Raw genomic sequence first — 19,824 nt, 5'->3', positions numbered from 1 at the left:
GTCCGATATATTTTTACCGTTGTATCTTATATCAAGGGTTTCTTTGTTGTACCTTGCACCTTTACAAACATCGCAAGTTACATAGACAGGAGGCAAAAAGTGCATCTCCACCTTTATAACCCCTTCTCCTTGACAAGCCTCACATCTTCCACCTTCTACGTTGAAAGAGAATCTGCCTGGGCTGTATCCCCTTGCCTTTGCTTCCGGTGTTTGGCTAAAAAGTTCTCTTATAGCATCAAAAACTTTTACATACGTAGCTGGATTGCTTCTTGGAGTCCTTCCTATGGGAGATTGATCTACGTTTATAGCTTTGTCAAAAAGCTCAATACCCTCTATCTTATCGAACTTACCTATATACTCGTAAGAACTATAAAAATGCCTTTTGGCGTATTGCCAAAGTATATCATAGACCAAGCTTGATTTTCCACTACCAGAAACCCCTGTAACACATATAAAAAGCCCAGCCGGAAATCTTACCGTTATATTTTTTAAGTTGTTTTCCTTAGCACCTACTATAGTAAGAAAACCTTTTTCAGGCTTTCTCCTTTCTTTTGGTATCTCTATAGAAAGCCTACCAGAGAGATATCCGCCAGTTAATGACTTCTTATCTTTTTTAACCTGCTCTACACTACCCTTAGATACTATATAACCGCCGTTTTTACCAGCACCGGGTCCAAGCTCTAATATATAATCAGCCGATTCTATCGTCTCATGATCATGTTCTACCACTATAACGGTGTTTCCAAGGTCTCTTAACTCTTTTAACGTATTTATGAGTTTGTTTGTGTCTCTTGGGTGAAGGCCAATAGATGGCTCATCCAACACGTACAAAACACCGGTGAGTTTAGAGCCTACTTGTGTAGCAAGTCTTATTCGTTGCATCTCACCGCCTGAAAGAGTGTTTGCACTCCTTCCCAAGGATATGTAATCAAGACCCACATCTAATAAAAACTTTATACGGTTTTTTATTTCTTTCAAAAGGGGCTTTGCTATTTCTTTTTCTTTGTCGGTTAGCTTGTCTTCTATACTATCAAAAAACTCATAGGTTTTATCCACCGATACTTTTACTACATCCCATATGTTTTTATCTAGCACAAAAACAGACAAAGCTTCTTGCTTTAACCTTGAGCCTTCACAAACAGGACATGGGTTTTCTCTTATAAAACCTTCAAGCATATCTTTAACACGATCCGATTCTTCAGCGTTCATATATCTTTGTTCCAAGTGCGGTATAACACCCTCAAAATAAAAACTGTAGTTACCTCTCGAGCCATACAGTATAAGTTCTCTTATCTCCTTAGGTATATTTTTAAAAGCTGTGTTTGGGTTTATTTTAAACTTTCTTAAAATCTCTAAAACTGGAAATTTTAGATAATCAAAAAACTGATATTCGCTGAAAATTCTGATAGCGTTGATAACCGATGCATTGGCATCTACAAGAGCGGATTCGTCTATTTCCCATTTTACACCAATGCCTTTGCATACAGGACAAGCACCGTATGGAGAGTTGAAACTAAAAAGTCTTGGGCTAAGCTCTTGAATAGAAAACCCATGCTCTGGACAAACCATGTTTTCGCTAAAAAGCTCAAAAGAAGAAGACTCAACATCTTCTATCTTGACAAGCCCTTCAGCGTGTTCCAAAGCTTTTTCTATAGCAAGCAAAGCTCTCGGTCTATCCTCTTCAGTCAAGGTAAGTCTATCTATTATTATGTCTATATCGTGTTTTTGGTTTTTATTTAAAGAAGGCACTTCGGATATTCTGTAAATCTCACCATCTACTTTTACCCTTGAAAATCCTTGTTTTTCTATGCTTTTAAAAACATCTTTAAACTCGCCTTTCTTCCCCCTTACTATTGGAGAAAGAATCTGAACCTTTTTGTCCTTGTATTTGTTGTATATATGCTCCAATATTTCATGAGCCGAAAGCCCTTCTAGAACTCTTTTACATATTGGGCATTTTGGTTTTCCTAAGTTTGCCCAGAAAACCCTTATATAATCGTATATTTCTGTAATGGTGCCCACCGTAGAGCGTGGGTTGTGAGAGGTGGTTTTTTGGTCTATGGCAATGGCAGGAGACAAGCCTTCTATGCTGTCTACCTCAGGTTTATCCATTACATTTAAAAACTGCCTTGCGTAAGAAGACAAAGATTCTACATATCTTCTTTGACCTTCTGCGTATATCGTATCAAAAGCCAAAGAAGATTTACCACTACCAGAAGGACCCGTTATTACCACAAGCTTATTCTTTGGAATATCTACATCTACGTTCTTAAGGTTGTGTTGTCTTGCACCTCTTACTATTATATAATTATGTACTGTTTTGTTTTTCATGCTCTTCTAATTTTATAAAGGGTGCCAAATCCTTTAACTCTACAAAAAGATCACATATGTTTACAAGCTCTATAGAAGAGCTGTCTTTTGTAGAAACCACTATTATCTGTTTACCAAAAGTCCTAAGTATGTTTATAAGCTTTTCAAAATCGCTATCTCCGGTTACAAGTATCGCTACATCGTAGTTATCCTTGGTAAGAAGGCAATCCATCGCAAGATCTACGTCGAGGTTTCCCTTCATACTACCGTCTTTTAGTTGCTTGACCGCTTTTTTTATGACAGTAACACCGCCAAAGGTAAGCATCCTGTAAAACTTATTTTGCTTTTCCTCTTCTTCTTTGTAAGCCAGATAAAAAAACGTATTGTATATGACAAAGTAGTTCGCAAAGTATTTAACTAGCTTTAGTATATCTACCTTAAAATCCAAAAATTGTTTTTGGACGAAGTAAAGGTTTGTCCCATCTATAAAGATACCAGCTATTTTCCTAGAGTTTGGCATCAGCATCATGTTATTTCTTCTCTTGCTACGTTTACCACCACCCTTCCAGCTCTTATAACCTTATCGTACAATCTATAACCTTTTGTAATTACTTCGGCTATTTCATCCGGCCCAAGGCTATCGTCTTGAATTGTATCTACAGCTTCCGCTATGGTAGGGTCAAATATCTGCCCCTTTAGCTCTAACTCCTCAACGCCGTGTTTTTTTAATATATTTTTTAAATCTTTATATATCATATCTATACCTAAAAGTATATTTTTTGTATTTTGGTCCAAAGATTCCATGTTACCAAATTGAGCTATCGCCCTCTCAAAATTATCAATCACATCAAGCATATCTTTTACCATGCTTTCATGACCGTACTTTTTAAGATGTTCTCGTTCTTTCCTGTAATGCTCTTTCAATTGTTCTAATTCTTTTTGCAAAGAAACCAATTTTTCATTTGACACTCTTAAAAGACTCTCTAATTTTAAACATCTTTCTTTTTGTGCTTCGTATTCTTTTTCTAAATTAGAAAGCTTTTCCAACAACTCTTCTTTTGTGATTTCATTTTGTGTTTCATGATTTTCTTGCTTGATTTCTTCTTCCATGGTGCTTTTCACCTCCTTAAATTATATATTATATCAAAAGCCTTGAAACATATACATGGTGTGTATTGGTGACATAAGTTCAAGATGGTTCATAGCCTCTTTAAAATAAGCCCCTGTAATCTCTTTTACGAGAGATTTTTCTCTTTTAAGAAAAACTACCCTTGGATGTTTTATATGAGCAAGAGAAGCTGCCTTTTTGACAGCATCCTCTAAGTTTCCTATGCCATCTACCAATCCCAACTGCTTTGCTTGGACGCCTGTTAAAACTCTACCATCTGCTATAGATAAAAGTTGCTGTTTTGAGATTTTGTTGGACCTATAAGCCAGTATTGCATCTATAAACTGCTCATAGGTATTGTCTATAAGATATTGAAGATACGCCTTGTCATCTTTGGAAAGCTTTTTCCATGGCACCAATATATCTTTATATTTTCCTGTTTTTATATCGCCTTGCTCTATGCCTATCTTTTTAAGAAGGTCTTTGTAGTTTAGATAGTCTATTATAACACCTATGCTTGCTGTAAGCGTACCCGGGTTTGCATATATGTAGTTTGCTGGCACAGATATGTAGTATCCGCCAGAAGCCGCCAAACTACCCATCGAAACCACGATTGGCTTTTTGTGATCTCTAAATATTTGCAAAGCTCTGTATATTTCCTGGGCTGCTCCCACTGCACCGCCGGGGCTATCTACTCTTAGCACAAGAGCTTTTATGTTTTTATCTTTTTGAGCTTTCTCTATCTCCTCTTCTATAGGCAAAGGTCTTAAAATAACACCTCTTACTCTTATTACAGCTATATTTGGAGGTTTTATTATACCTATGTTTGGAGATTTTCTATTTAAAAGCGCAAAAACCAAGGAAAAAACAAATATCACACCTAAAAACCACAAAACTCTTTTTACCATACAAGCTCCTTGAGTTTTTGGGCTGGGTTATCTTCTTTCATAATGGATGTACCCACCAAAAACCCGTCGTATCCTTCTAAAAAGTTTATATCATCTTTTGAAAAGATGCCGCTTTCAGATATGAGCACCGCTTTTGTGTTTTCTTTTAAAATAGGAAGCATCTCTTTGCTTTTAGCGATATCCACATCAAGAGTATCTAAGTCTCTATTGTTTACACCAATTATTTCAAAATCTTTTACTTTTTCTATCTCATGCTCTTCGAAAATTTCCATCAATATCTCTAAGCCAAGTTTTTTAGCTTCGTAAGATATATCTTCAATCTGATATTTGTCCAATATTCTTGCTATGAGAAGTATCGCATCGGCTTTGTAAGCCCTTGCCTCGTAAACTTGTATAGGGTCTATTATAAAGTCTTTCCTCATAACAGGTATTTCTACGACACTTTTTACCTCTTCAAGGTAATCTAGTTTTCCACCAAAAAACTTGTCATCAGTGAGAACTGATATAGCACAAGCCCCAGCCTCTTGATACGTGTAAGCTTGCTCTTTTATATCAACGTTTTTTATGTGTCCCATAGAAGGTGAGGCTTGTTTTATCTCGGCTATTATTGGTGTTTTTGTGGCTTTTGATGATAGTATAGCGCCCTTTAAAGAAAGGCTTGGCTTGGCTTCTTTGATTCTTCCTAAAAGCTCATCAAAATAGCTATACGACTTTTTTAAACTTGATTTTTTGTATTCTACTATCTCTTGTAATATGCCCATTAGCTAAGGTGTTTTCTAAAAAATGAAACAGCCTTTTCCCAAGCGTCTTTAGCAGCTTTTTCGTTGTAAACTTCTGGCCTTGTATCGTTTAAAAACGCGTGGTTTACCCCTGGGTATATTATAAACTCAGCGTTTATACCGTGTTTTTTGCATTCTTCCTTTGCTTTTTCCACATCAGCAAGAGGCACATATTCATCTTTTTCAGCGTGTATTGCAAGAACTGGGGCTTTTATGGAAGAAAAATCAATAGGAGCAAGTTGATAAAGAGCATAAAAAGGTACCAAAGCATCACCGTATTTTCCAAAATACCATGTCAGGGTCCCGCCACAGCAAAAACCCGTTATACCTATTTTCTTAACACCTTGAGATTTTAAATAGTCTATTGTATCTTCTATTATGTTTTGAGCTTTTGATAAATTTGAAAAAAGGTCTTGCATCAAAGCACCAGCATCGTTTGGGTTGTCTGCAGTTTTACCATCGTAAAGGTCTGGGGCTATAGCCAAAAAACCTTCTTTGGCAAACCTATCTGTTATGTCTTTTATATGCGGGACTAATCCCCACCACTCATGAAGGACTATTACAGCTTTATCTCCTTCTCCAGATAAATAAGCTTTAGCTGTTTTTAAAGTTAGCTCTTTTCCCATAAGACACCTCCTTCACACATTCTACAAAATATTTTACATTATCTTTAGACACATCTGGGGTTATACCATGTCCTAAATTTACTATAAAGGCAGTATCTCTTGGTATGCACATCACAAATTCTTCCACATGCTTTCTTATATTTTCTTTGCTAAGCAAAAGCACCTGAGGTTCTAAGTTTCCTTGAAAAGCCAAAGACGGGTATGTGTTACAAACTTCGTTTATACAAACGCTCCAATCCACGCTCAAAGCATCAGCCCCAAGGGTGCTTGCTTGTTCTATATGAGAGGATGAGCCTCTAAAAAAGTATATAAATGGGCGTATTTGGATATTTTTGTTTTATAGATTTTATTATAAAAGCGTTATACTTATAAACGTACTCTTTGTAAGCGGCTTTTGATAAGCTCATACTCCAAGAATCAAATATTTGAATAACATCTGCCCCAGATTTAATCTGATAATCTATATACTCTACGATAGCTTCAGAAAGTTTTTCCATTAGAAGGTGAAAATCTTTTTCGTTTTCATACATAAACGTCTTTGTTTTAGCAAAATCTCTAGAACTTTCTTTTTCTATTACGTAAGAAGCAAGAGTAAAAGGCGCTCCGCAAAAACCTATAACGGGAACTGGAGATCTTTCTTTTAACACTTTTAAAAGCTCAAAAACATAACCTAAATCCTTTGCTATATCCTTAGATTTTAGGCTTTTGAAATCAAAATTGTGCTCTAACTTTGGACCTTCCCCAGCCTCAAAAGACACCTTTATGCCCATTGGCTCTAAAATCACCAATATATCTGAAAACATGATTACAGCATCAACACCAAGTATATCCACCGGCTGAAGGGATACGATAGCGGCGTCTTCTACATTTTTACAAAAATCTAAAAAGCTTTTGTATTTTTGCCTTACAGCCCTATATTCTGGTAAATATCTACCGGCTTGGCGCATAAGCCATACTGGATATCTTTCTATGTGTTCTTTTTTTAGGCTTTTAAGGAGAATATCGTTTTTCATTTAGCGTATAGCTTCTATAAACCTATCGTACTCGTAAAGAGCTTCTAAGTAAATTCTTTCAACCCTATCTTTATTTAAATTGTATTTTGATACGTAAAAATCTATCTTCTCCTTGTCGTGAAATTCAAAAGCTCTCACAAAATCAAGAAGCTCCGCAAACATATTTTTTCCTTCTATAAGAGCTTCTGCCACATCTGGAGAAACAGGTATATCTTCAAATATTTCTTGAAAGCTTTTTCCCAAAAGTACATCCATAAAAGATAAAATTCCTACCATGTAGGCTGTGGGTGCCTTTGTACTATCTATAAGTTTACAAACTTTTTCCATGAAATAGGCTCTTGCAACGGATTTTTCTACATATACATTTTTAGCTGGATTTGGCACCGAAGAAGACAAAAATACCAAGTTTACCCATTTCTTTAAATTGTTAAATCCAAGAAGAGTCACGGCTGCTTCCACAGAGGAAACCTTGGAGGGTATTGCAAAAAAAGCCGAGTTTATAAACTTCAATATGCTAAAAGTAAGCTCTGGTGACCTTTTTATTATATCTATAGCCTCTTTTACATCTTCAGGAGTCCTCAGCTTTATAAAGAGCTCCGTTATCATAGAAGACGGTTTTTCAATCCTGTTTATGTTTAATTTTTTAGGAGATTCTATATAATAACCCATATAGTAAGAAAATAGTTCATTCTTTAAGGCTATATCCATTTCTTCCACAGAGTTAATATCTTTACATATGAGACCAATACCCATATTTACATAAGGAGCATAAACCTCTGGATTTACCGATACTGGCACCATTATGAAAGATATTCTTTTCAAAATATTATCGGATATTTCTGATTCTCCAGGGCTGAAGTTGGAAACACATATGCTTATATTCTCTATGCTTAATTTTTCAAATACATCTTCTATATAGCTTAACGTATAAGAAAAAGAAAGTTTTCTATAGTCAAGGATGCAAACAAGCTTCATATCTTTCTCAACACGTGGAAGAAAATCGTTGTATATAAAATCAACATCTATTCCTACATCTATAAAAGTACTGAAACCATGGGTTAACTTTCTAAAATCAAACTCTATAAGAGAACTAAGGATAACAGCAGCATCGTTTTGAACGAACTCATCTTCACCTTCTAAAGAAAACTTGTAGCCGAATGTTGAAAAATCCCTCTTCACAATAGACTCTCTTTTTAATTTAGTAACCAACATGTATAACATTATAATATATTTTTGCTTTAATCTTGCATTTCTTCTAAAACAGACTCTCTTTTTAGCGTGATCTTTCCAGTGGTGGCCATCTCCTTTATGCCAAAGGGTCTTACCAAATTCAAAAAGGCTTTTATCTTTTCGCTATCTCCTGTTAGCTCTATCATTATGCTATCTTGGGATATGTCTACCACCTTACCTCTAAAAATCTGGGCTATTCTAAGTATCTCATCTCTTTCTTTATGAGAAGGAGCATGTAATTTTATAAGCATAAGCTCCCTCTCAACCCTCGGCACATCTGTCAAATCTCTTACTTTTACCGTATCTATCAACCTTCTTAACTGTTTTATCATCTGGTCTATAACTATATCGTCACCTTTTACCTCTATCGTTATACGTGATAGATTTGCTTCTGAGGTCTCACCTACGCTTAGACTCTCTATGTTGTAGCCTTTACCAGCAATCAGAGTTGCTATACGAGCCAAAACCCCAAACTCGTTGTTTACCAATATACTTATAATGTGCTTCCTAGTTTCGCCTTTTTTAATCTCTCTTTTTGGTCTTCCGTTTACCGCTTCCATCTTTTCTCCTTTAACCTACCAAATACATAGTTTCAGCTTCTACATTCTTACCATCCGACAACAACATATCCTTATAGCTTTTACCAGCAGGTACCATAGGTAAGCAATTTTCTTCTCTGTCTACTATAACTTCTACTAAAACTGGTTTATCTTCTATGTTTTTTGCTTTTAACAAAACATCTTTTAGCTCCTTCGGGTTGTCAGTTCTAATACCTACAGCACCGCAGGCTTCAGCAAGCTTTACAAAATCCGGCTGGAAAGACAAATCGACTTCAGAGTATCTTTTGTTATAAAAAAGTTCTTGCCATTGACGAACCATACCGTAGTAAGCGTTATTCAATATTATTACCTTTATAGGTATGTTGTAGTGAGCCGCAGTTACAAGCTCTTGCATCGTCATCAAAAATGAACCATCTCCATCTATTATAAAAACATCCTTATCTGGTCTTGCTATCTTAGCGCCTATTCCGGCTGGTAAGCCAAAACCCATTGTACCAAGACCACCGGAGTTTATAAACTGCCTTGGGAAAGAGTATTTATAAAACATAGCGCTCCACATTTGATGTTGTCCTACCCCAGTAGTGATTATAGCGTTTCCTTCTGTAACATCGTATAGAGCTTCTATAAGAAACTGAGGTTTTATAACCTTATCCGAAGGCTTGTAAGATAACGGGTAAGCTTTTTTCCAAGTGTCTATTTGTTCAAGCCATGATTTTCTTTCCTCTTCGTGCACTATCTTAGAATTTTTGCTTTTAATCTCTTCTATAAGCCTTACCAAGACGCTTCTTATATCACCCACTATAGGTACATCCACAGTAATGTTTTTCGATATAGAGGCTGGGTCTATATCTATATGTATTATCTTGGCAAAAGGAGCAAACTCATCTACCTTACTGGTTACCCTATCGTCGAAACGAGAACCTACGGCGATAAGAAGGTCTGAGTGGTAAACTGCCATGTTAGCATAGTATGTGCCATGCATGCCGAGCATTCTTAAAGAAAGTGGGTGCCTTTCGTCAAAAGCCCCTTTACCCATGTTGGTGGTGGTTACCGGTATCTTCATGAGTTCTGCAAGCTCCGTAATTTCTGCGTTCGCTTCTGCTGCTACCGCCCCGCCACCTACGTATAGTACTGGTCTTTTTGCTTCTAGTATTAGCTGCGTTGCTCTTTTTATTTGCTGAGGATTTCCCTCTATGTGAGGTTTATAACCCGGTAAAGAGTTTATAACTTCTTCGTCAGAGGGTATCTCTACATCCGTCATGGTTTGGGTAATATCTTTTGGAATATCCACCAAAACAGGCCCAGGTCTTCCAGTTCTTGCTATGTAGAAAGCCTGCCTTATAATAAGAGGTAGATCTTCTACTCTTTTCACCAAAAAGTTATGCTTTGTTACAGGCCTTGTCATACCTACTATGTCCACTTCTTGAAAAGCATCGTTTCCTATTAAAAACGTAGGCACTTGACCCGTTAAAAATACCACCGGCACAGAGTCCATATAAGCATCTGCTATGGCGGTTATAAGATTTGTGGCACCGGGGCCAGATGTAGCTAGAGCCACACCTACTTTTCCAGATGCTTTGGCATACCCTTCTGCCATATGTCCAGCACCCTGTTCATGTCTTGCCAATATATGTTTTATTTTATTTATCCTATATAAAGCGTCATATATTTCCATATTTGCACCACCAGGTATACCAAATATAACGTCAACGCCTTCTTTTAAAAGCGTCTCAATAACAACATCGGCTCCTTTACGCATTTCCATAGCCAAAACCTCCAATTTTAATAAATCTTAAATATAATACGCTTTTGTTAAAAAACTATAAATTTTCTTCTTCATCTTTTAAAAGCTTAAAACTAACGCTGTCTACCAACGCTTTCCAAGAAGCATCTATAACGTTGTAAGAGACTCCTACGGTACCCCATGTCCTAACTCCGTCCGTAGATTCTATAAGCACCCTAACTTTTGCAGAGGTCCCTTCGGTTTCATTTACTATTCTAACTTTATAATCTATAAGCTCTAAAGACTCAAGGTTTGGATAAATGTCTATCAAAGCTTTTCTAAGAGCGTTGTCCAATGCGTTTACAGGACCGTTTCCTAAAGCCGCAGTATGCTGGTAGGTATCTCCTATTTTTATCCTTACAGTGGCTTCTGAAAGTTCTTCAGATTCTTTACTAAAAACTTCCACCTTATAAAAATCTAACTCGAAGTAATCTTTTGCAACACCAAAATGCTTTTTAAGAAGAAGCTCCAAAGAGGCATCAGCCGCTTCAAACACGTATCCTTCTTTTTCAAGGTTTTTAATATGCTCTACAAGTTTTATAACATCCGGTGAGTTTTCTTCTACGCTAAGCCCTATTTCTTTCAACTTATACAATATGTTGCTTTTGCCAGACATATCAGATATGGTAATCTTACGGGCGTTCCCAACAAGCTCTGGCCTTATGTGCTCATACATATCGGTTTTTTTGCTGACAGCTGAAGCATGCACGCCAGCTTTATGGGCAAAAGCACTCGCTCCAACATAGGGCATATTTTTTGGAAGCGGTACGTTTGAAACCTCTGAAACAAACTTTGCAAGCTCTGTGAGATTTCTCAAAGATTCCTCTGGTACAGTTTGAAATCCCATCTTTAAAGAAAGTGCCGGTATTATAGAGCAAAGGTTGGCGTTGCCCGTTCTTTCACCAATACCGTTTATAGTCCCATGCACTTGTCTTGCTCCCATTTTTATCGCTATCAAAGAGTTTGCCACCGCGCACTCGGCGTCGTTGTGAGCATGTATACCTATGTTTGCATTTTGAAACCTGTCAAACACTTCTTTAAATATCTCCATCATTTCAAAAGGAAGAGTACCACCGTTGGTATCGCAAAGCACTACCCAATCTGCCCCAGCATCAAAAGCAGCTTCTACAGTCTTCAGAGCATAATCTTTGTTTGATTTAAAACCATCAAAAAAATGCTCCGCGTCAAATATAACCTCTCTTCCTTCTTTTTTCAAAAAAGATATAGTATCGTATATCATATTTATATTTTCTTCCAAGGTGGTATTTATGGCATCAAGCACGTGGTAATCCCAAGATTTACCAAAAATAGTAATAGCTGGTGTCTGAGCTTTTAAAAGCGATAAAACCTGAGGGTCGGAAGATGCGGTTAAACCTTTTTTTCTCGTAGAACCAAAAGCTACTATCTTAGCATGTTTTAAAGACATGTGCTTTATCTTTTCAAAGTAAAAGGTATCTTTTGGATTTGAGCCAGGCCAGCCAGCTTCTATGTAATCTATACCAAAATCATCTAAATGCTTTGTTATGAGCAATTTGTCTTCTATGCTAAAATTTACCCCCTCAGACTGTGAGCCATCCCTCAAGGTCGTATCGTAAATGTAAACTTTCTCCATAGATATATTATATGCGTTAGTTTTCAAGATTTTAAAATATAAATCATAAAATCACCAAATCAAGCGGTATAGAGGACATCACGTGAGGAAGCCCGTTTTCTATGTAAACGATGTTTTCAAGCCGAACACCAAAGCGGTTAGGTAAGTATATGCCAGGTTCTACAGTAAATACAAAGCCCTCTTCTATGATATCCTCAGATGTCTTGTAAACTCTTGGGTCTTCATGTATTTCAAGACCGACCCCATGCCCAGTAGAATGCGTAAAATAATCACCGTATCCTTTTGATTCTATATAGCTTCTCGCAGCCAAATCTACGTCTTTTAGATAGTTTCCGCTAATTGCTTTTTCTATGGCAAACAGATGAGCATCTTTTACTATCTCATACACTTTCAAAAACTCTTCAGAAGGCTTTCCTATGTGAAAAGTCCTTGTAAAATCAGTAGCGTAATGCTCCCACATAAGCCCCATATCCACCAAAAGAGGCTTATCGTTTTCTACAACATCAAAAGAAGTCTCATGGTGAGGCACTGCTGAGTTTTTGCCGGTAGCCACTATGGTATCAAAGCTTTCTTTTTGGGCTTTTTCTTTTAAAAACTCGCATACAACAAAATCTTTTACGTCTTTTTCAGTCATACCAGGTTTTACAAAATCAAGCAACCTCCTATAAACGGCATCGGATTTTTTAACACCGTCTTTCATTATATTTATTTCTTCTTTTGATTTGACCTTTCTAAGTGAAAAAGTGGGATCCTTTTCAAAACACACGTTTATATGTTTAGAAAGTTCTTCGTAAAAAGCGTAAGAAATTGTCTTATCTACGTATATGGAATCTACGTTTTTGGCTTTTAAAAACTTCGAGATAAATTCTAAAAAAGACCCCTCTATGTTTATTACTTCCATGTGCTTTATCTTTTCCTTTGCCCCTTCTATATACCTTGAGTCTGTAAAAAAGAAAAATTCTCCTTCCAAACAAAGGACATAAGCGTTTGAAGATTTAAACTTAGATAGGTATAAAACGTTTGGTTTGTAGGTTATTAAATAGCTTTTTATGTTTTTTTCTTTTAAAAATCCATAAAACTTTTCTAAAATATCTTTCATCTTTTCCTAGAACTTCCAATACCAAGCTTTGCTCTATACTTTGCCACTGTGCGCCTTGCTATGTTTATACCATAGTTTCTTAAAATTTCCTCTATATCCTTATCGGTATATATAGTTTCTTCGTTTTGAATAAGCTTCTTTATCATGTTTAGTATTTCCTCTTGACTTTTTGAAGATACGCTTTGTCTTACAAAAAAAGACCTCAACTTAAATACCCCTTTTGGTGTTTTTACATACTTTGAGTTTACAAGCCTTGAAACCGTTGATATAGAAATACCAAACTCACTGGCTACATCCTTTAGCATCAAGCTTTTAAGAGGTTTATCTTTTAGAAAGAAGTCCCGCTGTCTTTCTACAACAATCTTTGTGAGTTCTTTTAGAAACTTCCTCCTTAAGTTTATGGCCTCTACAAACCTTCTGGCCCTTTGCTTTAGATATCTTTCAAGCTCCTTGTCCTCTAACTTTTCTTCTATATTTTCCTGAGAAAACTCCACATAGTTGTCAAATATATCGTATAAAATCTCCCCTTGGTCTATTTCTATTACAATATCCACTTTGGACGGTAAAAGTTTTGTTTTGTCTATCTGTATAGGTGTTTTTTTAAGCTTTGAGAAAAACTCTATAGCTTCCTTTGGTATTTTTTTCCTTTCTTCTAAATCTTTTAAATACTTTATATAATCTTTCTTATCTTTGTGATAAGTCCTTATCTGAAGCTCCATATACTCAAAAGGATTCAAAGCTCCGTGCCCTATGGGTTCTATCTCCATCACAAAAGCTCTTGCGTCATCTACAACATCCCAGCCCACGTTAAAATGTTTTTTAATATCTTCTAAAGCCTCAAGAGATATGAAGCCGCTGCTGTCAAGAGAATACACTATCTCTTTGGCTACGTCTTTTTCTATGCCTTCTAGTTCTTCATTTATAGACTTTATTAGATGATCCTTGTAAGAGTAAGAGTAGGCTATATTTTGGGTATAATCTTCTTTGTTTACAAAAAACTTTTTTGGTGGTTTTAACGCTTTTAACTTTAAAAAAGGGTTTAGCTCTTGTTCTACCTTTAGCTCTTGTTCTAAATCTGTTGCAGTATCTTGCAAAAGCTCAACATTCTGACTTAACACCAAAAATAGGTTTAAACCTATCTTATTTTCAAGCTTTTGATTTAGGTTTATACCTTCTGGACACATTCGTCTGAACTCTCTGACCTCACGCAAAGCTCTATCGGCATAATCTTTTTAAAAGCATCAAATCCACCTTCTAATATCGCTTTAGCCTTAGGGCTATCTGTATACTTTATATGAGTTTCAAGCATAGACCTTATAAGCTCCGCATCTTCTTCAGCTATATCTTGCACCAATACGTAAGATGTGTTTATATGTTTTTCCAAAACACCTTCTTTGTCGTAAAAATAGGCCATACCGCCAGTCATACCAGCGCCTACGTTGTAGCCAAAATCCCCTATATTTAAAACAACTCCACCTGTCATATACTCAAGGGCATGATGTCCGACACCTTCTACTACAGCCTTAGCACCGCTGTTTCTAACAGCAAAACGCTCACCCACAGACCCAGCAATATAAAGCTCACCGCCTGTAGCACCGTATAGTATTGTATTTCCAGCCAAGACAAGAGAATTATCTATGTATTCAAAAGGCCTTATAGATATAATACCACCGTGCATGCCCTTTCCTACGTAATCGTTGGCCATACCTTTTAAAAATAAGTTTATACCTTTATGATTAAAAGCCCCAAAACTTTGACCTGCAACACCTTCAAAATAAAGGTTCAACGTGTTTGGTGGCAAACCCTTATCTTTATGATAAATAGCTGTATAATAACTTATCGTAGCTCCTACGCTTCTATCTATGTTTGTGATTTTGTAGTGTTTTTCAACAGGTGTTTGGCTTTTGATAAACTCTTCTAACTCTTGTGCTATAAAATCGTTTAAAGACTTTTCAGGGTTGTCGTTTCTTTCAAAGGTTCTAAACCTTGGAGCATCTTTTGGATAGCCTTTTGTGAATATATCAAGTTTTAATCTAGATGGTTTTGGTTCTAAAAGCTCAAGACGACCTATAATATCGTTTAGACTTCTGTATCCCATAGATGCCAATATCTCTCTTACTTCTTTAGCCAAAGCTCTGAAATAAGCAGCCACCCCTTCTTTTGTTCCACTAAACTTAGCTCTCAACTTCGCATCTTGGGTAGCTACACCTGTAGGGCATGTGTTTAAGTGGCATTGACGGGCCATCACACAACCTTCAGCTATCATCGCAGCAGTGCCAAAGCCAAACTCTTCTGCCCCCAAAATAGCACCTATTATCACATCTTTACCAGTTCTAAAACCGCCATCTACTCTTACGCTAACCCTATCCCTTAAACCGTTTTCCATAAGGGTTTTCACTGTATCGTAAAGTCCTATTTCCCAATAATTACCGGCATTTTTTATAGAGCTAATAGGAGATGCTCCAGTACCTCCTTCGGTACCGCTTACTTGTATGATATCGGCGTAAGCTTTGGCTACTCCTGATGCTATAGTACCAATCCCAGATTCGCTTACTAGCTTCACAGATATGCGGGCCTTTGGGTTTGCCTTTTTTAAATCGTTTATCAGTTGAGCCAAATCCTCTATAGAATATATATCATGATGAGGTGGGGGTGATATTAGGGTTATGCCTTCTTGGGCATATCTTATCTTAGCTATGTAATGGCTTACCTTCTTACCCGGAAGTTGACCGCCTTCACCGGGCTTTGCACCTTGGGCTATCTTTATCTCTATATCGGTGGCAGAGGCAAGATAAGTGGGTGTCACGCCAAATCTCCCAGAAGCCACTTGTTTTATAGCGCTGTTTTTCTCTGTAAAATATCGTTCTGGGTCTTCGCCACCCTCACCGCTGTTTGACTTCATGCCAAGCATATTGGTAGCAAGAGCTAACACTTCATGAGCTTCCGGAGAAAGCGCTCCCAAAGACATAGCGCCTGTAACAAAGCGTTTTAGTATCTCTTCTTCTGGTTCTACCTCTTCTATAGGTATAGGGCTTTTAGCTTTTTTATAATCCAAAAGATGGTGTATAAACGTTGGATGCTCTTCGTTGGCAATCTTCGAAAATTCAAGATAATCGTTGTAATCAAGGGTTTCCAAATATTTGTGGAGAGCTCTTACAACATGAGGAGACCAAGCATGGTAAACACCGCCTTTTCTAAACTTTAAATCACCGCCATAGTCAAGGGTTGGTTTTTCGCTGTTAAAAGCAAAATCGTGTCTTTTTATAATAGATTCTTCTATTTGCTCTATACCATCTGCTTCCAACGTAACGGGGGTGCCAGTAAAATATTCATCCACAAAATCTTTGTTGAGACATACAGAGTCAAATATCTCAGCCCCTTGATAAGAGTTTAAGGTAGCTATACCCATCTTAGCCATTATCTTGAGAATGCCATCTTCAAGGGCTTTTTTGTAATTTTTTAACACCTGCTCATAGTTCTCAGGATAAGTGTGATACAAGGTCTCATAAAGAAGGTATGGATAAACCGCTGATGCTCCATATCCTATAAGGCATGCAAGAGAATGCGTATCTCTTACTTCACCAGTTTCTACAATAAAGCTTACCTTTTGAGATAAACCAAGCTTAGCAAGATGCCTTACAGAGGCGCTAACTCCCAAAAGGCTTGGTATAGCTACGTTTTTTTCGTCAACACCTTTATCGGAAAGAATTATTATATCTGCACCTTCTTTTACAGCTTGTTCTACTAAATGAGTAAGCACCTCTAAGCCTATCTTCAAATCTACAATAGGTATGCCTTCATAAACAGCGTCCATCAGTATATCTGAAACTCTCTCAAAACCTTTTAAATCTTGAAGAGCTTGTATGTTATCGCTTCTATGTTTTGGATAGCATAAAGATATGCGTTTTACTTTAAAATCTTTTTGGTTTTCTATGGTTTTTATGTGATAGGGCAAAAGTACCGGTGAATCTATTTGAAATCTTCTTGCGTGCTCCGGAGTTTCTACGAGAAAGTTTCTCTTGTGTCCAAGGTTCATCTTGAGGCTCATCACAAAGCGTTCTCTTATAGAATCTATAGGAGGGTTTGTTACTTGAGCAAACCTTTGCTTAAAGTATCTAAATATGAGCACCGGTTTTTCGTTTAGAGGTGGAAGAGGAGTGTCGTCCCCCATTGAAAACGTGTATTCTTTACCTTCCTTTGCCATATAATCTATCTGATTTTTAAGCTCTTCGGTGGTATAGCCAAAATAAGCCTGTAAGCGTGTCAGCGTATCTTTGTCTAAATGTTCATCTTCTAATATCCTATCTTTTATAATATCCTCAAGCCTTACCAGATTTTCTTCTATCCATTTTTTGTAAGGGTTTTTCTTAGATATATCTTCTAGTATTTCTTCCGTAGTTTTCAAGCTTTTGGCATGAGTATCTATAAGAATAGTATCTCCAGGAGAAAGCCTTGAGCTTTCTTTTATATCCTTAGGGTCTATATCCACCATACCCACTTCAGAACCAAGTATTACTATGTTGTCTTTTGTAATTATGTACCTTGATGGTCTTAGCCCGTTTCTGTCCAAATGAGCACCTACTTTTACACCGTCTGTAAACACGATAGCAGCTGGCCCATCCCAAGGTTTCATAAGTAAAGACTTGTACTCAAAAAATGCCCTTATATCATCTTTTAACGTATCGTCGTTTTCCCAAGCAGGTGGTATTAGCATATTTATGGCGTGTTCTACCGGATATTCCGTCAATACTAAAAGCTCAAACACTTTATCCAAAGAAGCAGAATCGCTTTCGTCATATTCTACTATAGGTTTTATAAGTTTTATGTTATCTTCTAAGAGCTTATGGTAAAGTTCAGATTGAATAGCCATCATCCAATTTCTGTTGCCGTTTATGGTGTTTATCTCACCGTTATGGGCTAAATATCTAAAAGGTTGCGCCAAGTTCCAGTTTGGAAACGTATTTGTAGAATATCTTTGATGAAATAGACATATGGAAGACTCTATATCTTCGTCTTCTAAATCTTTGTAAAAATGATCTATTTGATAAGCGACAAACATGCCTTTATAAACTATCGTCTTAGAAGACAAAGAAGGTACGTATATTTTAAGCTCTTTTTTTAGGCTTTTACGAAGAAAATACAAAGCAAGTTCTTTGTGTTCTATACCTTCTAAATCCAAAAGCATTTGTTTTATAATTGGCATCGTCTCAAGAGCACTTTTGCCAAGGGCAGATTTATCTATCGGCACATCTCTAAAACCTATCACCTTAAAGCCCATTTTTTTTGCTATGTCTTCTACTTTTGATGTATCGTTGTTTTTCAAAAACAAAACACCCACACCAAGATTTTCTATAGAAGATATCTCAAAACCAAGTCTATCTATTTCTTTTTTGAAAAATTTATGAGGTATTTGTATTAGTATGCCAGCACCGTCTCCCGTTTTACCATCGGCACCAACCGCTCCCCTATGAGTTAGATTCTTGACAGCTTCAATGCCATATTTTACAATCTTATTTGATTTTTTGCCGTTTAAATCGCATATAAAACCGACACCGCAAGAGTCTTTTTCTTGCATTAGCTTACCTCCAAACATTGTAGACAAATATTATAACTCTATTGAAAAAAAATGTACTAAACAAAATCACAAAACTAAAACTATCTTTTATCATTGAAAAAGCCTAAAAAACTTTTAGTATGTCTTCATGGCTTTTGATGTCAAAAAAATAAACGAAGAAGATGTTATAGAAAGCGCAATATATATACTAAACAAAAATATGCCCATATGCTCTCCCACGGATACTATTTATGGAGTACTTGCCATAGACAACGAAGAGGCTCTTAACCTTCTTTACAAAATAAGAAGACCCTCAAAAAAACCATTTCTTAGACTTTTACCAGACATAGCTTTTTTAGAAACGTATGGATTTAAACCGAACGATAAAGTTGTTGAGTTATCTAAGTTAGAAGGCGTTAGTATCATAATAAAAGCCCAAGACAAAAACTTAGGTTTTAGAATACCGCAAAAAGGTTTTATAAAAGAGCTTTTAGACAAACTTCAAAAACCCCTTTTGGCACCCTCTTGCAACAAAGAAGGAGAACCGCCTGCAAAATCTATAGAAGAGGCTATAAACTATTTTAAAGATGAGATACCCTTATACATAGATGGTGGTTTTATAGAAAGCCCGCCTTCAACAATAGTAGAAATAGAAGAAAATTCCATAAAAATAGTAAGAGAAGGTACATCTATAAATAAAGTAAAAGAGCTTATAAGTAAACTCTAATCTAAATATTTTTCTATTATAGCCGCTATTTCGTTTAACCTTTCATATATGGAGAGTTTTAGATAGTTTAAATGTATATTGTCAAGCTTATCCATGCTTTCTAAATCTTTCAACACATTTTCCACAATATTCATTATAACCATCTCAGCGTTGGTAAAATATCCGTTAAACGTACTATTTTTTGTCTTCTTCTCCAACTCCTCAAGCTTTACGGTATACCTTGCTACCCTTTCTATATGATCTATTGCCCTTATGGCATCTTCGTCAAGCTCCTTATCTTTGAGTTCGTTAACTTTCTCTTGAATCATCTTCCTCATGCTACTTATAAGAACCTTATCAAGCTCCAAAGACATATTTTCAGCCTCTTGCATCACGTATTTAATATAATTAATATTCATATTATATAATATGATAAATAGCATTTACCCGAACACCAGATAATTACAGATGAAAGGAACGCGGACTAAAGTTATTGATGAGCTATATCAAATACGATGTGTGATTTTATCACTGAA

Annotated in this window: 17 protein-coding genes; 1 reads left to right on the top strand and 16 read right to left on the bottom strand. The window is 36.5% G+C overall.

The window, feature by feature from the left end; all coding sequences use genetic code 11:
- The 15 genes from uvrA to gltB form a co-directional block, all read right to left on the bottom strand.
- On the bottom strand, positions 1–2,331 hold a 2,331-nt coding region (gene uvrA / locus ACP5S8_RS05115), incomplete at its 3' end, for an excinuclease ABC subunit UvrA (RefSeq protein WP_461875989.1).
- A complete protein-coding gene (locus ACP5S8_RS05110) occupies positions 2,309–2,830 on the bottom strand; it encodes a LabA-like NYN domain-containing protein (protein ID WP_461870491.1) in 522 nt (173 codons plus the stop codon). The genes ACP5S8_RS05110 and uvrA, both read right to left, overlap by 23 nt.
- A 5-nt stretch (positions 2,831–2,835) precedes the next feature.
- Positions 2,836–3,420: a nucleotide exchange factor GrpE gene (locus ACP5S8_RS05105; RefSeq protein WP_461875988.1), complete on the bottom strand. Its 585-nt coding sequence runs from the start codon at positions 3,418–3,420 to the stop codon at positions 2,836–2,838.
- 33 nt (positions 3,421–3,453) lie between these two features.
- Positions 3,454–4,326 (bottom strand): signal peptide peptidase SppA, encoded by an 873-nt coding sequence (gene sppA, locus ACP5S8_RS05100; RefSeq protein ID WP_461875987.1) that lies wholly within the window; start codon positions 4,324–4,326, stop codon positions 3,454–3,456.
- Positions 4,320–5,087, bottom strand: coding sequence for an indole-3-glycerol phosphate synthase TrpC (locus tag ACP5S8_RS05095; protein WP_461870488.1), 768 nt, complete (start codon positions 5,085–5,087; stop codon positions 4,320–4,322). Before ACP5S8_RS05095 ends, sppA begins: the two co-directional genes overlap by 7 nt.
- Positions 5,087–5,731 carry a dienelactone hydrolase family protein gene (locus tag ACP5S8_RS05090; RefSeq protein ID WP_461875986.1) on the bottom strand — a complete coding sequence of 215 codons (645 nt, stop codon included), beginning with the start codon at positions 5,729–5,731 and terminating at the stop codon, positions 5,087–5,089. Before ACP5S8_RS05090 ends, ACP5S8_RS05095 begins: the two co-directional genes overlap by 1 nt.
- Positions 5,700–6,011, bottom strand: coding sequence for a uroporphyrinogen decarboxylase family protein (locus ACP5S8_RS05085; RefSeq protein WP_461875990.1), 312 nt, complete (start codon positions 6,009–6,011; stop codon positions 5,700–5,702). The genes ACP5S8_RS05090 and ACP5S8_RS05085 overlap by 32 nt, the downstream gene beginning before the upstream one ends.
- 16 nt (positions 6,012–6,027) lie before the next feature.
- Complete coding sequence (locus tag ACP5S8_RS05080; protein WP_461875985.1) at positions 6,028–6,744, bottom strand: uroporphyrinogen decarboxylase family protein; 717 nt, start codon at positions 6,742–6,744, stop codon at positions 6,028–6,030.
- Complete coding sequence (locus ACP5S8_RS05075) at positions 6,745–7,956, bottom strand: EAL and HDOD domain-containing protein (protein ID WP_461875983.1); 1,212 nt, start codon at positions 7,954–7,956, stop codon at positions 6,745–6,747.
- 26 nt (positions 7,957–7,982) lie between these two features.
- Entirely contained in the window at positions 7,983–8,534 is a 552-nt protein-coding gene (ilvN, locus tag ACP5S8_RS05070; protein ID WP_461870484.1) for an acetolactate synthase small subunit, read from the bottom strand.
- 10 nt (positions 8,535–8,544) lie between these two features.
- Positions 8,545–10,299 carry a biosynthetic-type acetolactate synthase large subunit gene (gene ilvB / locus ACP5S8_RS05065; protein WP_461875982.1) on the bottom strand — a complete coding sequence of 585 codons (1,755 nt, stop codon included), beginning with the start codon at positions 10,297–10,299 and terminating at the stop codon, positions 8,545–8,547.
- Positions 10,300–10,354: 55 nt separating this feature from the next.
- Entirely contained in the window at positions 10,355–11,929 is a 1,575-nt protein-coding gene (gene cimA / locus ACP5S8_RS05060) for a citramalate synthase (RefSeq protein ID WP_461870482.1), read from the bottom strand.
- Positions 11,930–11,972: 43 nt separating this feature from the next.
- Positions 11,973–13,028 carry an aminopeptidase P family protein gene (locus tag ACP5S8_RS05055; RefSeq protein WP_461875981.1) on the bottom strand — a complete coding sequence of 352 codons (1,056 nt, stop codon included), beginning with the start codon at positions 13,026–13,028 and terminating at the stop codon, positions 11,973–11,975.
- Entirely contained in the window at positions 13,025–14,212 is a 1,188-nt protein-coding gene (locus ACP5S8_RS05050; RefSeq protein ID WP_461875980.1) for an RNA polymerase factor sigma-54, read from the bottom strand. Before ACP5S8_RS05050 ends, ACP5S8_RS05055 begins: the two co-directional genes overlap by 4 nt.
- The gene (gene gltB, locus ACP5S8_RS05045) at positions 14,194–18,603 is read right to left on the bottom strand and encodes a glutamate synthase large subunit (RefSeq protein WP_461875979.1); all 4,410 of its coding nucleotides are present in this window, start codon (positions 18,601–18,603) and stop codon (positions 14,194–14,196) included. The genes ACP5S8_RS05050 and gltB overlap by 19 nt, the downstream gene beginning before the upstream one ends.
- Before the next feature lie 127 nt (positions 18,604–18,730).
- On the opposite strand from gltB, the gene ACP5S8_RS05040 reads away from it, so the two are divergent.
- Positions 18,731–19,309: an L-threonylcarbamoyladenylate synthase gene (locus tag ACP5S8_RS05040; protein ID WP_461870478.1), complete on the top strand. Its 579-nt coding sequence runs from the start codon at positions 18,731–18,733 to the stop codon at positions 19,307–19,309.
- On the opposite strand, the gene ACP5S8_RS05035 is transcribed toward ACP5S8_RS05040, so the two are convergent.
- The gene (locus ACP5S8_RS05035; RefSeq protein ID WP_461870477.1) at positions 19,306–19,707 is read right to left on the bottom strand and encodes a hypothetical protein; all 402 of its coding nucleotides are present in this window, start codon (positions 19,705–19,707) and stop codon (positions 19,306–19,308) included. The two genes, ACP5S8_RS05040 and ACP5S8_RS05035, sit on opposite strands and share 4 nt — an antisense overlap.
- Positions 19,708–19,824: the final 117 nt, after the last annotated feature.

It is taken from the genome of Hydrogenobaculum sp., assembly GCF_049967395.1.
In the GTDB taxonomy this organism is placed as follows: Bacteria; Aquificota; Aquificia; order Aquificales; family Aquificaceae; genus Hydrogenobaculum.
This window is presented reverse-complemented; position numbering and strand designations above follow the sequence as displayed.

What these genes read in the sequence shown, in the direction of transcription:
- ACP5S8_RS05110 (WP_461870491.1), bottom strand. Translation starts at nt 2,830, where the DNA reads ATGCCAAACTCTAGGAAAATAGCTGGTATCTTTATAGATGGGACAAAC.
- ilvB (WP_461875982.1), bottom strand. Translation starts at nt 10,299, where the DNA reads ATGGAAATGCGTAAAGGAGCCGATGTTGTTATTGAGACGCTTTTAAAA.
- ACP5S8_RS05090 (WP_461875986.1), bottom strand. Translation starts at nt 5,731, where the DNA reads ATGGGAAAAGAGCTAACTTTAAAAACAGCTAAAGCTTATTTATCTGGA.
- cimA (WP_461870482.1), bottom strand. Translation starts at nt 11,929, where the DNA reads ATGGAGAAAGTTTACATTTACGATACGACCTTGAGGGATGGCTCACAG.
- ilvN (WP_461870484.1), bottom strand. Translation starts at nt 8,534, where the DNA reads ATGGAAGCGGTAAACGGAAGACCAAAAAGAGAGATTAAAAAAGGCGAA.
- ACP5S8_RS05075 (WP_461875983.1), bottom strand. Translation starts at nt 7,956, where the DNA reads ATGTTGGTTACTAAATTAAAAAGAGAGTCTATTGTGAAGAGGGATTTT.
- ACP5S8_RS05055 (WP_461875981.1), bottom strand. Translation starts at nt 13,028, where the DNA reads ATGAAAGATATTTTAGAAAAGTTTTATGGATTTTTAAAAGAAAAAAAC.
- ACP5S8_RS05105 (WP_461875988.1), bottom strand. Translation starts at nt 3,420, where the DNA reads ATGGAAGAAGAAATCAAGCAAGAAAATCATGAAACACAAAATGAAATC.
- ACP5S8_RS05095 (WP_461870488.1), bottom strand. Translation starts at nt 5,087, where the DNA reads ATGGGCATATTACAAGAGATAGTAGAATACAAAAAATCAAGTTTAAAA.
- ACP5S8_RS05080 (WP_461875985.1), bottom strand. Translation starts at nt 6,744, where the DNA reads ATGAAAAACGATATTCTCCTTAAAAGCCTAAAAAAAGAACACATAGAA.
- gltB (WP_461875979.1), bottom strand. Translation starts at nt 18,603, where the DNA reads ATGCAAGAAAAAGACTCTTGCGGTGTCGGTTTTATATGCGATTTAAAC.
- ACP5S8_RS05035 (WP_461870477.1), bottom strand. Translation starts at nt 19,707, where the DNA reads ATGAATATTAATTATATTAAATACGTGATGCAAGAGGCTGAAAATATG.
- sppA (WP_461875987.1), bottom strand. Translation starts at nt 4,326, where the DNA reads ATGGTAAAAAGAGTTTTGTGGTTTTTAGGTGTGATATTTGTTTTTTCC.
- ACP5S8_RS05050 (WP_461875980.1), bottom strand. Translation starts at nt 14,212, where the DNA reads ATGTGTCCAGAAGGTATAAACCTAAATCAAAAGCTTGAAAATAAGATA.
- ACP5S8_RS05040 (WP_461870478.1), top strand. Translation starts at nt 18,731, where the DNA reads ATGGCTTTTGATGTCAAAAAAATAAACGAAGAAGATGTTATAGAAAGC.